Annotated in this window: 11 protein-coding genes; 5 read left to right on the top strand and 6 right to left on the bottom strand. The window is 72.5% G+C overall.

Going from position 1 to position 14,806, the window contains the following annotated elements; genetic code table 11:
- Positions 1–74: 74 nt before the first annotated feature.
- From ACFYPS_RS13735 to ACFYPS_RS13725, 3 genes are all read right to left on the bottom strand, one after another.
- Positions 75–440, bottom strand: a complete 366-nt coding sequence (locus ACFYPS_RS13735; RefSeq protein WP_387324605.1) for a DUF742 domain-containing protein — start codon at positions 438–440, stop codon at positions 75–77.
- A 90-nt stretch (positions 441–530) separates the two neighbouring features.
- On the bottom strand, positions 531–938 hold the full coding sequence (locus ACFYPS_RS13730; RefSeq protein ID WP_007465177.1) for a roadblock/LC7 domain-containing protein: 408 nt from the start codon (positions 936–938) through the stop codon (positions 531–533).
- A complete protein-coding gene (locus tag ACFYPS_RS13725) occupies positions 935–4,033 on the bottom strand; it encodes a nitrate- and nitrite sensing domain-containing protein (protein ID WP_354964767.1) in 3,099 nt (1,032 codons plus the stop codon). Before ACFYPS_RS13725 ends, ACFYPS_RS13730 begins: the two co-directional genes overlap by 4 nt.
- A gap of 444 nt (positions 4,034–4,477) precedes the next feature.
- On the opposite strand from ACFYPS_RS13725, the gene ACFYPS_RS13720 reads away from it, so the two are divergent.
- The gene (locus tag ACFYPS_RS13720; RefSeq protein ID WP_354964768.1) at positions 4,478–5,659 is read left to right on the top strand and encodes an ABC transporter substrate-binding protein; all 1,182 of its coding nucleotides are present in this window, start codon (positions 4,478–4,480) and stop codon (positions 5,657–5,659) included.
- A gap of 196 nt (positions 5,660–5,855) precedes the next feature.
- Here ACFYPS_RS13720 and ACFYPS_RS13715 read toward each other — a convergent pair whose 3' ends face one another.
- Both ACFYPS_RS13715 and ACFYPS_RS13710 read right to left on the bottom strand, forming a co-directional pair.
- Complete coding sequence (locus tag ACFYPS_RS13715) at positions 5,856–6,716, bottom strand: ABC transporter permease (RefSeq protein WP_354964769.1); 861 nt, start codon at positions 6,714–6,716, stop codon at positions 5,856–5,858.
- Positions 6,717–6,818: 102 nt separating this feature from the next.
- Complete coding sequence (locus ACFYPS_RS13710) at positions 6,819–7,850, bottom strand: ABC transporter substrate-binding protein (RefSeq protein WP_354964770.1); 1,032 nt, start codon at positions 7,848–7,850, stop codon at positions 6,819–6,821.
- Positions 7,851–8,121: 271 nt separating this feature from the next.
- On the opposite strand from ACFYPS_RS13710, the gene ACFYPS_RS13705 reads away from it, so the two are divergent.
- The 4 genes from ACFYPS_RS13705 to ACFYPS_RS13690 all read left to right on the top strand — a co-directional run bounded on the left by ACFYPS_RS13705 (position 8,122) and on the right by ACFYPS_RS13690 (position 13,146).
- Positions 8,122–8,907 carry an ABC transporter ATP-binding protein gene (locus tag ACFYPS_RS13705; protein WP_354964771.1) on the top strand — a complete coding sequence of 262 codons (786 nt, stop codon included), beginning with the start codon at positions 8,122–8,124 and terminating at the stop codon, positions 8,905–8,907.
- Positions 8,908–8,909: 2 nt separating this feature from the next.
- A complete protein-coding gene (locus ACFYPS_RS13700; protein ID WP_354964772.1) occupies positions 8,910–9,860 on the top strand; it encodes an LLM class F420-dependent oxidoreductase in 951 nt (316 codons plus the stop codon).
- Complete coding sequence (locus ACFYPS_RS13695; RefSeq protein ID WP_354964773.1) at positions 9,857–10,165, top strand: cupin; 309 nt, start codon at positions 9,857–9,859, stop codon at positions 10,163–10,165. Before ACFYPS_RS13700 ends, ACFYPS_RS13695 begins: the two co-directional genes overlap by 4 nt.
- Positions 10,166–10,242: 77 nt before the next feature.
- Entirely contained in the window at positions 10,243–13,146 is a 2,904-nt protein-coding gene (locus tag ACFYPS_RS13690) for a hypothetical protein (protein WP_387324600.1), read from the top strand.
- 57 nt (positions 13,147–13,203) lie between these two features.
- Here ACFYPS_RS13690 and thiC read toward each other — a convergent pair whose 3' ends face one another.
- The gene (gene thiC / locus ACFYPS_RS13685) at positions 13,204–14,796 is read right to left on the bottom strand and encodes a phosphomethylpyrimidine synthase ThiC (RefSeq protein WP_354964775.1); all 1,593 of its coding nucleotides are present in this window, start codon (positions 14,794–14,796) and stop codon (positions 13,204–13,206) included.
- Positions 14,797–14,806 lie beyond the last annotated feature (10 nt).

Raw genomic sequence — 14,806 nt, 5'->3', positions numbered from 1 at the left:
CCAGCGATCACAGAGCGTAGACAACTCGATGATCACTGACTCCGTGCCCGTTTCGCTACTCTGCATCCCCGCCGTCACCTACTGGCGGACGCTCTTAGCACCCTTCCAAGCAGTTCCATCCGCTCCTCGAACCCCTCGGCGGGAGCAGCAGTGTGTAACGTCAGCAGGCTCTCGGCCACCATGTCGGCGACCAGTACCCGGGCGACGCCCAGCGGCATCCGGGTGTACGCGGCGATCTCCGCCAGCGACTGTGCCCGGCCTTCACAGACCGAGGCGATGCGGTGCTTGTCATGCCCGGCGAAGCGGGACTCGGCGACCTGGGTGGGAGAAGCCGTGAGGACCGCCTCGAGGGCGATGTCCTGCCGGGGCTCGGTACGACCACGGGTGACCGCGTAGGGACGTACCAGAGCGCCGCGCGGGTCAGCGCGTCGTTGGTCCATCCCCGATCACCTCCTCGTCCCCCGTGGAGCCGGTCCACACCGCCTCCCCTCCCTGCTCCGGCGCACCGTCGGCACGCCGTCGTGTCGTCGCTACGAGCGCACCGCGTCGCGCGGCAGCGGCACCAGGGCGGCACCCACCCGCTCGACCAGCAGCGCCATCTCGTAGCCCACCTGGCCCACGTCGCAGCTGCGCGCGGCCAGCACGGCCATCGACGAGCCGTCGCTGATCGACATGAGGAAGAGGTAGCCGCTGTCCATCTCGATGACGGTCTGCAACACCCCACCCGCGCTGAACATGCGGGCCGCGCCCTCGGTCAGGCTCACCACGCCAGAGGTGATCGCGGCGAGCTGGTCCGCCCGGTCTCCCGGGAGGTCCCGGGAGGAGGCGAGCAGCAGCCCGTCGGCGGACACCGCCACCACGTGGGCGATACCCGCCACGCTGTCGGCGAAGTTGGTGAGCAGCCAACCCATGTCCTGCATGGCAGCTGGCCTGTTCATCGGCTCTCCTTGGTCGAGGTGCTGTTCAGGTCCGTCCCGGCCGTCCGCCCGCGCTGCACGCCACGGTGGTAGGCCGACAACAGACCGCGTACTTCATCGGGGGTCCGCCGGCTGCGGTCCCGGCCGCTCTTCGGTTCGATGCCGCCGGGCACGAGCTGCGCCTGCGGCACCCGCTTGGGAAGCCCTGAGCGGGTGGTGCCGGCGGCGGCCGGCTCGGCGGCCCGGCTGGCCCGGGACCAGCCCTCGTCGGCCGCCGTCCGCCAGGCGCTCGGGTCCACCGCCGGAGCGGCGGGCGCGCTCGGGGCGGCGGGCGCCGCGGGCGCGGTCCGGGCGGCCGGCGGCGGGTTGTACGACGGCGGGGGCGGCGGTGTCGCGGCGCCGAACCCGCCGGTGCTCGCGGCACCCGGCGTCGCGGTGCCGTCGGTGGCGGAGCCGCCCGGGGTACGGGTCGGCAGTGGCGGTCGGGCCGGCGTCGCGGCCGGCGCGGCAGTGGCGGTCGGGTGACCGCCGCCCGAGCGGGTGCCGGCGTCGGTGGAGGGTGGCGGCGAGTCGAACTGCGGCCGAGTGAAGATCGCGGTGGCGTCGTCGCCGTGCGACCGGAACCAGACCGCCTCCATCTCCCGGAAGATCGGCGCCTCGGCGGGGAAGTCGGGCCGGTTGGTGACCGGCGCGGCCGGCACCGGCGGCGCGGCTGGCGGCGCGACCGCACCGGGGCCGGCGACCGGCCCGACCGGCAGCACCGGAGCATTCCGCGTGTCGGTGGCGTCCGCCCCCGAGCCGCGCCGGGGCAGCGGGTCGACGGTCGGGCTGCCCACCGAGGCACCCCCGCCCTTGAACGGGGTTCGGGCCGGCGGGACCGGGGTGGCCGGGGCCGACGCGGGCGGCAACGTCGTGTGCGCCCCGGTGAAGCCGCCGGCCTGCACGGCCGGGGCGGTGTTCCGGGCCTCCAGCGGGGACGGCCAGGTCGCCGGCGCCGGCGTGCTGGTCCGCCATTGTTCGGGCAGCGTCGCCGCCGAGGTGGTGGCACCGGCGAACGGCTCGGCGTGACCGACCGGGGTGAGCGGCGTCTGCTCGACCGCCATCGGCTGGCGTGGCCGGGTCAGCACCTGCTCGCGGCCGCGGTTGACGGGCAGCACCACGGTTGCGGCGGGCAACGTCACCTGAGCAACAGTGCCGCCCTCCATGTTGCGGCGCAACTCGACGCGGATGCCGTAGCGGGAGGCGAGCCGGCTCACCACGGCCAGACCCATCAGCCGGAACGCGGCGACGTCGACGCTCGGCGGCGCGGCCAGCCGCCGGTTGAGCGAGTCGAGCTGCTCATCGCTGAGGCCGAGCCCCCGGTCCTCGATCTGGATCAGCACGTAGTCGCGGATCCGGCGACCGTCGGCGACCACCGTGGTGTTCGGCGGCGAGAACCGGGTGGCGTTGTCGAGCAGTTCGGCGACGAGCCGTACGACGTCGTTGACCGCGTGCGCGGCCACCGAGATGTCGGTGTCCACGGTGCCGAACTCGATGCGGTTGTAGAGCTCGACCTCGGACTGGGCGGCGCGCAGGACGTCCACCACCAGGGCGTCCTCACGGCGCGGCACAGCGGAGTCGGCGCCGGCCAGGACCAGCAGGTTCTCGTCGTTGCGGCGCATCCGGGTGGCCAGGTGGTCCAGCTCGAAGAGCTGCGCCAACCGCTTCGGATCCTCCTCGCCACGCTCGATCGCGTCCAGCTCGCCGATCATCCGGTCGACCAGGGTCTGACTGCGGCGGGCCAGGTTGAGGAACATCGCCGAGACGCTGGTACGCAGAGCGGCCTGCTCGGCGGCGACCCGCACCGCCTCCCGGTGTACGACGTTGAAGGCCAGCGCCACCTGACCGACCTCGTCGCGGTTGTTGAGCTGGATCGGGTCCCGGACCTGACGGACGATCTCGTCCACCCCGCCGTCGCCCACGCTGCCCATGTTCTGCAGCCGCTGCACCGCGTCGGGCAGGTCGTGGTTGGCCACCGAGAGCGCGCCCTCGCGCAGCCGGCGCAGCGAGTGGTTCAGCGAGCGGGCCAGCACCACGGCCAGCGACACGGCGATGATCAGGGTCAGCAGCACCAGCACCGACTCGACCACGGCCTGCCGGATGACGCTCGAGCGCGCCTGGTCGGCCTGCTCGAGCAGCCGGTTCTGCAGTTGGATCTCGGCCCAGCGCATCAGGTCGTGGACCGCGCCGATGGCGGAGGTGGCGTCCTGGGCGGCGACCAGCGGGCGCTGCCCCACCGAGCGGGTGATGTCGGTGGCCACCCGGTCGGCCAGGCCGACGGCGTCACCGGAGACGGTGCTGTCGACCAGAGCGCGCTGCACCGGGTCGGCGGCGAGCGAGAAGGCGACCAGGGCCTCCTGCTGGCTGGTCAGGGTGGCGACGAAGGAGGAGAACTGTTCCTCGTCGAGCTGGCCGGCGCTCAGCGCGGTGAAGGCGACCGCCTCCTCCTCGGCGACGGACGCCTTGGCCCGGGCGAACGCGGCGACCGCCCGCCGGCTGTCCGACAGGCGCTCCTCGCCGGGCAGTTGGGCCAGCCCGTCACCGTAGGCGACCAGGTCGGTGAGGATGACGCCGTAACGCAGCACCGCCTCGGCGACGGCCATCTGCCGACGGTCGAGCACCTCCTGGCGGGTTCCGTCCAGCGTGGCCAGATGCTCGTCGATCGCGGTCAGCCGGCTCCGCAGAGCCGCCGGCACCTCGCCGATCCGGGCCCGCTCGGCGCGGTACTCGTCCACCCGCTGCTGCGTCTGGCGGACCCGCAGGTTGTACGCGTCGGCGGGCTGCTGCGGCGCGGCCAGGTAGGCCGCCGCGGCCATCCGCTCGACCTGGAGGTCCTGGGTCAGCGCGCTGACGTCGATGGAAAGCGCGGTGAGCGACCGCGCCCGGGTGGCGTCGAAGGCGCCCTCACCCACCGAGATCAGCCGGACCGTGGCCAGCGCGATCACCGCCGCCACCGGGACGACCAGGATCAGCGCCAGCTTGGACCGGATCCGGGCGTCGCGCAGCCTCGGCAACCGTCGGCGCGTGGGCCGAGCGGTGTCGCCGAGCGCGGGCAGGGTCGTCGGTCCGGTGCTCACGACATCGCCTCCGTCGTTTCTTCCCCGCCTGACCCGCCGAACCGTGCCACGAGCGGAGGGGACCACGCGCGGCACGGCCGCGATTTCATCAGAGAAGGTCCTGTTTGGGAAGCCGCAGTGGGGCAGGAAACGGTCGGACGGCGCGCAACCCATGATCCGGTCAACTGATACCTTCATTTCCGCAAGCCCCTGAACAGGGCATGTAACTCCAGAGTGGTCACGCGTGCATGCAAAGTGAGCTTTTGCAAACATTGCGTTACCCCAGCATGTGGGATGGCCGTCCCGAAAATGCGACCCGCGTCCGCGCTTGACCACAGCGCCGGCCATTGGCAAGGTTTTGCAGGCTTCGCGCACACCGTACGGCAGAGGAGATCCCGTCCTCCACTGAGGACGGATTAGCGGCGGTGACCGGGCAGCGCCCGCGCCCGCACCTGGAGGACTGAGTTGAGCCCCATCCGCTCCGCGACCATCGCGGCGCTCGCATCGGCCGTAGTGGCCACCACGCTCACCGGCTGTCAGTTCGGCGGGGCGGAGCAGGACACGAGTCCGATCGTGATCGCCGCAGACCTCGAACTCTCCGGCGTAGCCGCTCCGGTCGGCCGGGCATACCAACGGGCCCTGGAACTCAAGGTCGAACAGTTGAACTCGTCCGGCGCGCTGAACGGCCGGAAGATCGAGCTGAAGTGGAAGGACAACCGTTCCGACGCCGCCGAGTCGTTACGCAACATCGCCGACTTCAGCGGTGATTCCCGGGTCAGCGCCATCATCATGGGTGGCTGCAACGAATGCGCGGTCGGCGCGGTCGGGACCATCAACGAGAAGCAGATTCCCACCATTGCGCTCGCCTCTTCCGGCGCGATCGCCAGCCCGGTCGCGGAACGGCGATACGTGTTCAAGCTGGGCCCGAACGCCGTGGACAGCGCCGCGGCACTGACCACCGAACTGCGTCGCAAGAACGTCCGCAAGGTTGGCCTGCTCTACAGCAACGACGACTACGGTCGGGAGGGCGCAGCCGCGCTCCGCAGGGAGCTGGCCAAGACCACGATCAAACCGCTCGGCGAGGAGTCGGTGAAGACCACCGACACCGACGTCTCGCAGCAGGTCGAGCGGCTGGCCAAGCTCAAGCCCGACGCGCTGGTCGTCTGGACCCCGCCGGAGCAGGCGACACTGGCCGCCACCAGCATCCAGCAGACCACCTTCCGCGGGTCGCTCTTCTTCGATCCGGGGGCGGCCGGCGACCTCTTCCTCGGCGCGGCGGCCCGGGCCACCGAACGGGCCACGCTCATCTTCACCCAGACCATGGTGATCGACGACGTGATCGCCACGACGCCGGCGAAGGCGGCCCGGCGGCAGTGGTTCCAGGACTACACCGCGCGCTTCGGCGGGTACAACGGATCCTCGTCCTTCGCGGCCGACGCGGTCCAGCTCATCGCCGACGCCGAGCTGCGTGCCGGCGGCCCGGCGGGGCGGGTGGACCGGAACGGCATCCGGGACGTGCTGGAAACGTCCCAGATGGACGGCCTCTCCGGCCCGATCCGGATGACGCCGGACAACCACTCCGGGCTGATGCCGCAGGCGCTCACCACGCTGGTCGCGCGCAACGGGCGGTGGCGGCTGGCGGGCTGAGGCCGGTCGAGGGCCACACCCCCTCCGGCGCGATCCCGCGTCGGTGGACGGTGTGGCCCCCGCCGTACCCGGCTCCGGGCGGTCAGGCTTGATCCCTCCGCCGGGCACGGCGGGGCCACACCTCAGGCCGTTCACCGGTCACGGTGAGCGGGATAGCCGGGACTGAACCGGCTCGCCCTGGTGATGATCTCAATGGTCAGCGGCTGCTGGTGGTTTCTCGGACCCAGGGCAGGGCGAGCCGTTCGAGCAGCACCAGCACCGAGTAGAGCAGGATGCTCACCAGCGCCACCAGCATGATCGCCGCCCAGGCGGTGGCGGTGTCGCCGATGCCGGCGTACTGGACGATGACGTAGCCCAGGCCGCTCTCGCCGGCCTGGAACTCACCGATCACCGCGCCGATCGCGGCCAGCGGCATGGCCACCTTGAGCCCGACGAAGATCTGCGGCAACGCGGCCGGGAAGCGCACCTTGCGGAACGCCTGCCAGCGGGAGGCGTTCCAGGAGCGGACCAGCTCCGCCAGGTCGGCCGGGGTCGTGGTCAGGCCGGTCGCGGTGGAGAGCACGATCGGGAAGAAGCAGAGCAGGAACACCATGGTCAGGATGGGCTTCTGACCCCAACCGAGCGCGACCACCAGCAGCGGACCCAGCGTGATCTTGGGCACCGCGTTGATGGCGACCAGCAGCGGGGTGAACATCCGCTCCACCGTGCGGGAGCTGGCCAGGGAGAGTCCGAGCAGGACACCGGCGGCCGCCGACAGGGCGAAGCCGAACACGATCTCCAACAGGGTGTCCCAGGTGTGCTCCAGCATCCGGGCGGGCTTGTCGACGAATGCGGTGAGCACGTCGCCCGGCGGTGGCAGGGCGGCCGGGTGGACCAGCTCCAGCCGGGCGATCAACCACCAGGCCGCCAGGGCGATCAGGATGCCCGCGACGGGCAACAGCCCCGCCCCGACCCCGGTACGCAGGCCCGCGCCCCGCCCCGCTCGCCCCGCCTCGGTGCCGGCGCCCGGGGGCGCGGGCACTTCCGCCACCGGCTCCGCTGACCGGACGTCGGTCATCTTGTCCTCCTCGATATGCCGCGGCCCCACCGGGGCCGACGAGCGACGGGGGCACGCCCCACCGGAGCCGGTGGGACGTACCCCCTGGTGACGACCGGACGATCAGGCCTTCGGCGCGAGGCTGAAGTCGATGACCTGCTCGGGGGTGATGTTCTGCTTCAGCGCGCCGGCGCCCTGCAGGATCGCGATGCTCTTGGCGACCCGGCCGCTGTCCAGCGTGCCGATGGCGGTACCGGAGTTGCCGGAGCGCACGTACGCGGCCATCAGCTCCAGCTCGGCGGCGGCGGACGCCGTGTTGGTGGCGTCCACGTTCTTCTTCAGGATCTCGGCGGCCTCCTTGGAGTTCGCCAGGCTGTACTCCAGGCCCTTGAGCAGCGCCGTGGTGAACCGCTTCACCATCTCGGGCTTCTCCTTGGCGATCTTCGAGGAGGTGATCAGCACGTTGCCGTAGAGGTCCTGCATCACGTTGCTGTACGGCAGCATGACGGCCTTCTTCTTGGCCACCGCCTCGATGGTCGGCTGGCCGACGACGAACTGGCCGATGCCGTCCACCGACCCGGAGGCCAGGGTGCCGATCAGCTGCTGCGCCTCACCGTTGACCCAGGTCACCTTGTTGACGTCCACGCCGGCCAGCCGGGCGTACGTCGGGAAGAGGTTGCGGACCACGGACCCGGGGGTGTCGGCGAGCTTCTTGCCCTCCAGGTCCTTCGGGGAGGCGATGTTCTTGCCCTCGAGCGTGGCGATGCCGGCCATGGTGCGCTGCTGGATCGCGGCCACAACAGTGAAGTCCCTCGCCTGGCCGTTGCCGACCTGGAGCAGACCACCGGTGAGGTCGATCGGACCGAAGTCGGCCTGGCCACCTACGACGGTCTGGATCACACCACCGGTGCCCTGACCTGCCTTGATCTCGACGTCGAAGCCGGCTTCCTTGAAGAAGCCCTTCTCCTTCGCCACCCAGGCGTAGGAGTCACGGCCGAACTGGCCGAAGGAGGTGAGGTAGGTCACCTTCTCCAGCGTCTTGCTGTCGCCGCCCTTGGCGTCGTCGGCCGAATCCGACCCGCTGCTGCAGGCGGAGACAAGGGCGAGGGCGGTGGCCAGCGCGGCCGTAGCGACCGTACGGGTCAGCCTTCTCATCAGTGCACCATGTCCTTTCCGACCGGGGCCGGCAGGCCACCGGAGGGGGTTGTCGCGGCGGAACCGGCAGGAGGGGTGGAAGCCGGGCACCGCCATCGTGAGGGGACTCTTCGCGGGCACAGCGTACGAGAAACCCACCTTTGCGACGCCAGGCGTATCGGGTTGCGGAACGGAAACAACCTGACGACCACCCCGGACGGTGCGATTAGGTGATGAGCCGGCTAGCCTTTGCCAGATTCCTGACCGTCCACTCAGCGGAGGTCCGCCCGAGATGATCCGACTGTCCGGGGTGTCCCGTACCTTCGAGGGCCGATCCGGCCGGGTGGAGGCGCTGCGGGGCATCGACCTCGACGTCGCCGAGGGCGAGTTCGTCGCCGTGCTCGGCCGCTCCGGCTGCGGCAAGTCCACCCTGCTGCGGCTGGTGGCCGGGCTGCTCCCGCTGAGCGCCGGCGAGATCACCGTGGCCGGGACGCCGATCACCCGGCCCCGCCGGGACATCGCCATGCTGTTCCAGAAGCCGGCGCTGCTGCCCTGGCGCACCGTCCTGGACAACGTTCTCCTGCCCGTGGAGATCTTCGGCTGGAGCCGCGCCAAGCACCGCGAGCGGGCCCGGCAGCTGCTCGACGTGGCCGGGCTCGCCGGCTTCGAGAAGCGACTGCCACACGAGCTCTCCGGTGGCATGCAGCAGCGCGTGTCGCTGTGCCGGTCGCTGATCGGCGAGCCCCGGGTGATGCTGATGGACGAGCCGTTCTCCGCGCTGGACGCGCTCACCCGCGAGGAACTCTCCGGCGAACTCCAGCGGGTGCACATGGAGAACAAGCCGACCATCGTCTTCGTCACCCACTCGATCGACGAGGCGGTGCTGCTCGCCGACCGGGTGGTCGTGCTGAGCCCCCGCCCCGGCCGTATCCGCAAGGTCGTCGAGGTGACCATCCCCCGACCCCGCACCCTGGGCCGCAATGCCCACCTCGCTGACGTCGCCAGCGTCAGCGCCGACCTGCACGAGCTGTTGATGGAACGCGACCAGCCGGCCGCGGCCGGTGCGGAAGGACGATAGACATGCGGATGTCCGTCTTCACGGAGCCGCACCGGGGCGCCAGCTACGACGACCAGCTCCGGTTCGCGCGGATGGTCGAGGCGGGCGGCTTCGAGGGCTTCCTCCGCGCCGACCACTACCAGTCGATGGGCGCCGACCCGGGCCTGCCCGGCCCGACGGACGCCTGGCTGACCCTCGCCGCGCTCGCCCGGGAGACCGAGCGGATCCGGCTCGGCACCCTCGTCACGTCGGCCACCTTCCGGCTCCCCGGCCCGCTGGCGGTGATGGTCGCGCAGGTCGACCAGATGAGCGGTGGCCGCGTCGAGCTGGGCATCGGCGCCGGCTGGTACGAGCGCGAGCACATCTCGTACGGCATCCCCTTCCCGGCGGTCGGCGAACGCTTCGACCGGCTGGCCGAGCAGCTCGAGGTGATCACCGGGCTGTGGCGGACGCCGCCGGGCGCGACGTACAGCTACACCGGCGACCACTACCGGCTGGTGGACGCACCTGCCCTGCCCAAGCCGGTGCAGGTGCCCGGGCCGCCGATCATCGTGGGCGGGCGCGGCCCCAAGCGCACCCCCGAGCTGGCCGCCCGGTACGCCGACGAGTTCAACATGCCGTTCAAGTCCGTGGCGGAGACCGCGAAGGCGTACGACCGGGTGCGCGAGGCGTGCGACCGCAGCGGCCGGACGGAGTCCGGGCGGGCGCCGCTGGTGCTCTCCGCCGGGATCGTGGTGGCCGTCGGGCGGACCGACGCCGAGGCGAAGCGACGGGCCGCGCCACTGCACGAGAAGAGCGCGCTACCTCCGGAGGACCCGGTGGTCGGCTCGCCCGCGCAACTCGTGCAGCGGATCGGCGAGTTCGCCGCGGTTGGGGCCACCCGGGTACACCTACGCCTGATCGATTTCGCTGACCTGGACCACCTCGAGCTGATCGCCGCCGAGGTGCTCCCGCAACTGGACGGAGAACGATGACCGACGTGTTCGACGGGACCAAGCTCGGGCCGGTGGGCCAGGAGATCGTGTACGAAAACGACCGGGTCCGGGTCTGGCACATCCGGCTCGAACCGGGCGAGCGGCAGCCGCTGCACCGGCACGACCACCCGTACCTGGTGGTGGCGATCGAGGGCGCGAAGAACGTCGTGCAGACGGTCGACGGCACCCTGATCGACGCCGACGAACCCACCGGCGGAGTGGTCTACCGGGACCCCGGCGCCGTACACATGCTCACCAATGTCGGAGATACGACGTACCTGGCCCGGCTGGTCGAACTCAAGTAGACCCGCCGGGAGCGGGCCGGCGCGCCGCGCGGCGCGCCGGTGGCGATCGGGTGTACCAGGTGCGTAACGTGCCGGACATGGCCTTTCGGACCTGGGGCAGACTGCTGCTCACGGCGCTCGGGGTGAGCGTGCTGGCCGGAGCCGGCCAGCTCGGCGTCGCGTACGGATTCGGCATCGTCCGACTCACCGGCGCCTTCACCGGCACGACCGTCAATCAGTGGCCGGCCCAGCTCGTCTGGGTGGGCTGGTTCGCCGCGAACGCCGCCGTTGCCGGTGCCGTCCTCACCGGACGCCTGGCCCGCCGGGACGCCGCGCCGGTCAGCACCGGCCGGCAGTTGGCCATCGGCGCCGCGGCCGCGCTCGGCGCCACCGTCGTCGCTCCGCTCTGCATGCAGCCCGCCCGGGCAGCCGAACTGATCTCCGTCGACCCGGTCTGGGCGGTCGGCATCTGCGCCGTGCTCGGCGCGGTGATCGGGGCCGGCGCGGCGATCGCCGTCCTGCTCCGGCCCGAGCTGGGCTGGAACATGGCGGCGGTGGCCGGTGCGGTCTGGGTGCTGGCGCTGGTCTCCGTCCTGCCGTCGCTCGGCACGGTCGGCCCGCTGCCCACGGTCCGGCTCGGCGTCCTCGAGCCGAGCTGGTTGGACGACGGCGCGGCGCAACGGCTGGCGCTGGTCCTGCTGCCGCTCACGGCGCTGCTGGCCGGCGTGGCGACCGCCGGCCTGGCCCGCTGGCGTGGCCAGGTCCCCCTGGTCAGCGGGGCCACCGGGGTGGCCGGCCCGGCGCTGGTGGCGTTCGCCTACCTGACCGCCGGTCCCGGCGACGCGGTGGATCGTTACCAGACCACCCCCTACTACGGCGCGCTGATCGCGATCCTCGCCGGCGCGCTCGGCGCGGCCGCCGCCGCCCTGCTGCGCTGGCCGGCGCGTACCCGCACCGCCGATCGACGGGCGATCGAGCCGACCGACATCCTGCGCCCGTTGCCCGCCGGCCCGGCCCTACCCGGCGCCGACGCGGCAGACGCGGCAGACGACCGGGGCGCCGCCGAGTCCACCGGCACGGACCTGGCCAGCGCCGGCGCCGGACGTGACCCGCGCGCCGCCGACAGCACCGGACGTGACCCGGGCGCCGCCGACAGCACCGGTGCCGTCCGCACCGTCCCGGCCCACTGGGACTGGCCGGCGACCTCGGGAATCGGCCAACACGGGTCGGTGCCGGCTCACCCGACCGGCACTCCCCTGCCCCGACCGGCCGGCGGTCCCCGCCACCACAGCGACAACCTCGGTGACCCCGCGACGACGGCCACTACGCACGAGCCGGCCGCGACCAAGGCAAGCAGGGGCGAGCCGGCCACGACCACGCCAAGCAGGGGCGGGCCGAGCACCGACGACCCGGCCCAGGACGGTCCGGTCGGCGTCGACCCCACCGCTCCGAACCCCACCGCTCCGAAGGGCGGTCCGGGCGACGACGGCTCGACCAGCACCGCGGCGACGGCCACCACCGGCACGGCCCAGCCGACCGGCGAAGACGCGACGAGCCACCACTCAACCATCGACGGCACCACCGCCGCGACCAGCGCGAGCCCGGAGACGACCACAGCGAGCGCGAGCACGACCACAGCGAGCGCGGGCACGACCAGCACGGGCGCGGCGAGCAAGAGCACCGGCACGACCAGCGCGGGGACGACCAACGAGAGCGCCGGCACTGCCGGTGACGGCACGGCCGACGCACCGGCGCCCAAGCCGCGCCGGACCCGCAAGCCGAAGGCCGCACCGGCCGCCACGACCGCAGACTTGGCCGACGGTACGACGCCGTCCGACCCGGAGGTCGCCGCCGACCCGGGCAGGTCCACGACCGCAGGCCGCGCCAGAAGAACCACCCGGCCAGCCAAGGCCACCGACGGCACCGGCACGGCCACCGACGGGTCCCGCCCCGGCGAGGACGCCCCGGGCACCGAGCCCGGTCCGGGAGCCGGGACGCCCGCGGCGACCCCGGCCGCCACCACCGGCCCTGCGAGCCCCGCCACCACCGACCCGGCGGCGAGCCCCGCCACCATCGGCCCGACGGCGGCCGACCCGGGCGGTGATTCCGCAGCCGCGGTCGCGCCCCGGACCACCGACACCGACACCGAACGGTCCGCGACCGCGAGTGGTCCCGCCGGACCTCTGATCCGGCCGGCGGCAGCCACCCCGGAGGCGGATCGGTGGACCCCGGCCGCGCCAGCCTGGCCGGTCACCCCGGCGTGGACGGCACCTCCACAGGCCGGCGCCCCGGAACCTTCCGCATCGGACACCCCGATCAGCCCGGAGGAGCCGACCGAGCGGACGCTGCGCCCCCGGCACCGGGCACCCCTGCCGGACCTGAGCAGGGCCAGCACCTGGGACGCGTTCACCACCGCACGCCGCGAGGGGGCGGCAGACCCGCTGGAAAGTTCGGCGGGCGCCACCTGGCCGGCGTCGACCGACTCGCCCTCGGCCGGCGACCCGGCACCTCCCGCCGGAGCGTCGAGCCCGAACGGCACCGCCACACCGAACGGCACAGCCACACCGGCTGTCCCGCGCAGCGCGTCGGACCGGGCGGCCACCCGATGGCGACGGGCGGCCGGCACGCCGGACCTGGCCGCCGAGCCTGTTCCGACCGTTGCGGCGGGACAGGCCTCCCCGACCGCGGCCGCTCCGCTGGTGCCGGAACAGACCGGCGTCTATACCGACGGTCCGGCGAGCGCCGACGCCGCACCGGGCGCCGGCAACGACGCGGAGCAGCCCTCCCGCCGGGGACGGCTCGGCGGCCTGTTCCGCCGCAACCGGTCCCGCGCCGACGAGGAGAGCCCGGCCGCACCGGAGGCGACCGAGCCGCTGCCGGCACAGGACGAGGAGTTCGTCGACTGGGTCAGCGGCCTGAGCGAGCCGGTGGCGGACAACGAGCCGGAGCAGGAGAACGGCCGCCGCTCGCTGCGCTCCACCGGACGACACCACCGCGACTGACCCCGCAGCCCCGCGCGGGCTCGCCTGTGCACGGGCGGCCGGCGCGGGGTAGGCGGATCAGGCCAGCGGCAGGTAGACCTTTCCACCGCCGGAGACGAACTCCGCCGACTTGTCCTTCATGCCGCGGGCCGCGTACTCCTTGAGCTCCTGCGTGATCTTCATGGAGCAGAACTTCGGGCCGCACATCGAGCAGAAGTGCGCCGTCTTCGCCGGCTCGGCGGGCAGCGTGGCGTCGTGGTACGAGCGCGCCGTCTCCGGGTCCAACGACAGGTTGAACTGGTCCTCCCAGCGGAACTCGAACCGCGCCTTGGACAGCGCGTCGTCCCACGCCTGCGCGCCGGGATGGCCCTTGGCAAGGTCCGCGGCGTGCGCCGCGATCTTGTACGCGATCACGCCCGCCTTGACGTCATCGCGGTCCGGTAGGCCCAGGTGCTCCTTCGGGGTGACGTAGCAGAGCATCGCGGTGCCGAACATGCCGATCATCGCGGCGCCGATCGCCGAGGTGATGTGGTCGTACGCCGGCGCGATGTCGGTGGTCAGCGGGCCGAGCGTGTAGAACGGCGCCTCGTGGCACCACTCCTGCTGGAGGTCCACGTTCTCCTTGATCTTGTGCATGGGCACGTGCCCGGGCCCTTCGATCATCACCTGCACGTCGTGCTCCCAGGCGACCTTGGTCAACTCGCCGAGGGTGCGCAGCTCGGCGAACTGCGCCTCGTCGTTGGCGTCGGCGATGGAGCCGGGCCGCAGCCCGTCGCCGAGGGAGAAGGTCACGTCGTAGCGGGCCAGCAGCTCGCACAGCTCGGCGAAGTTGGTGTAGAGGAAGTTCTCCTCGTGGTGCGCCAGGCACCAGGCCGCCATGATCGAGCCGCCCCGGGAGACGATCCCGGTCACCCGGTTCACCGCGAGCGGCACGTACGGCAGCAGCACCCCGGCGTGCACCGTCATGTAGTCCACGCCCTGCTCGGCCTGCTCGACCACGGTGTCCCGGAACACCTCCCAGCTCAGCTTCACCGGGTCGCCGCCGACCTTCTCCAAGGCCTGGTAGATCGGCACCGTCCCGATCGGCACCGGCGAGTTCCGCACGATCGCCTCGCGGGTCTCGTGGATCCGCTTGCCGGTGGACAGGTCCATCACCGTGTCCGCACCCCAGCGGGTGGCCCAGGTCAGCTTCTCCACCTCTTCGGCGACGGACGAGCTGACCGCCGAGGTGCCGATGTTGGCGTTCACCTTGACCAGGAACGCCTTGCCGATGATCGCCGGCTCGCACTCCGGGTGGTTGACGTTGAGCGGCAGCACCGCCCGGCCGGCGGCGATCTCGGCGCGGACGAGCTCCGGGTCGACGTTCTCTCGGATCGCCACGAACTCCATCTCGGGCGTCACCACGCCGGCCCGCGCGTAGGCGAGCTGGGTCGGTCGGCGCCCGTCCGCCCCGGCCAATGGCGTACCCGCGCCCCGCGCCGGGGCGACGTCACCCCGTTCGGCGATCCACGGCCCGCGCAGCGGCGGCAGCCCCACCTCCGGGTCCGAGCCGGGACCGGACGTGTCGTAGAGCCGCACCGGCGGATGGTCACCGGTCAGCGCCACCTCCGCGAACGGCACCCGGACATCGGGCCGTGACCCCTCGACGTACACCTTGCCTCGTGCCTGCATGACAGCCTCC

Source organism: Micromonospora sp. NPDC005087, assembly GCF_042872965.1.
Lineage (GTDB): Bacteria > Actinomycetota > Actinomycetes > Mycobacteriales > Micromonosporaceae > Micromonospora.
Note: the sequence above shows the minus strand (reverse complement) of the source record. Positions and strands in the feature narration are given on the sequence as shown.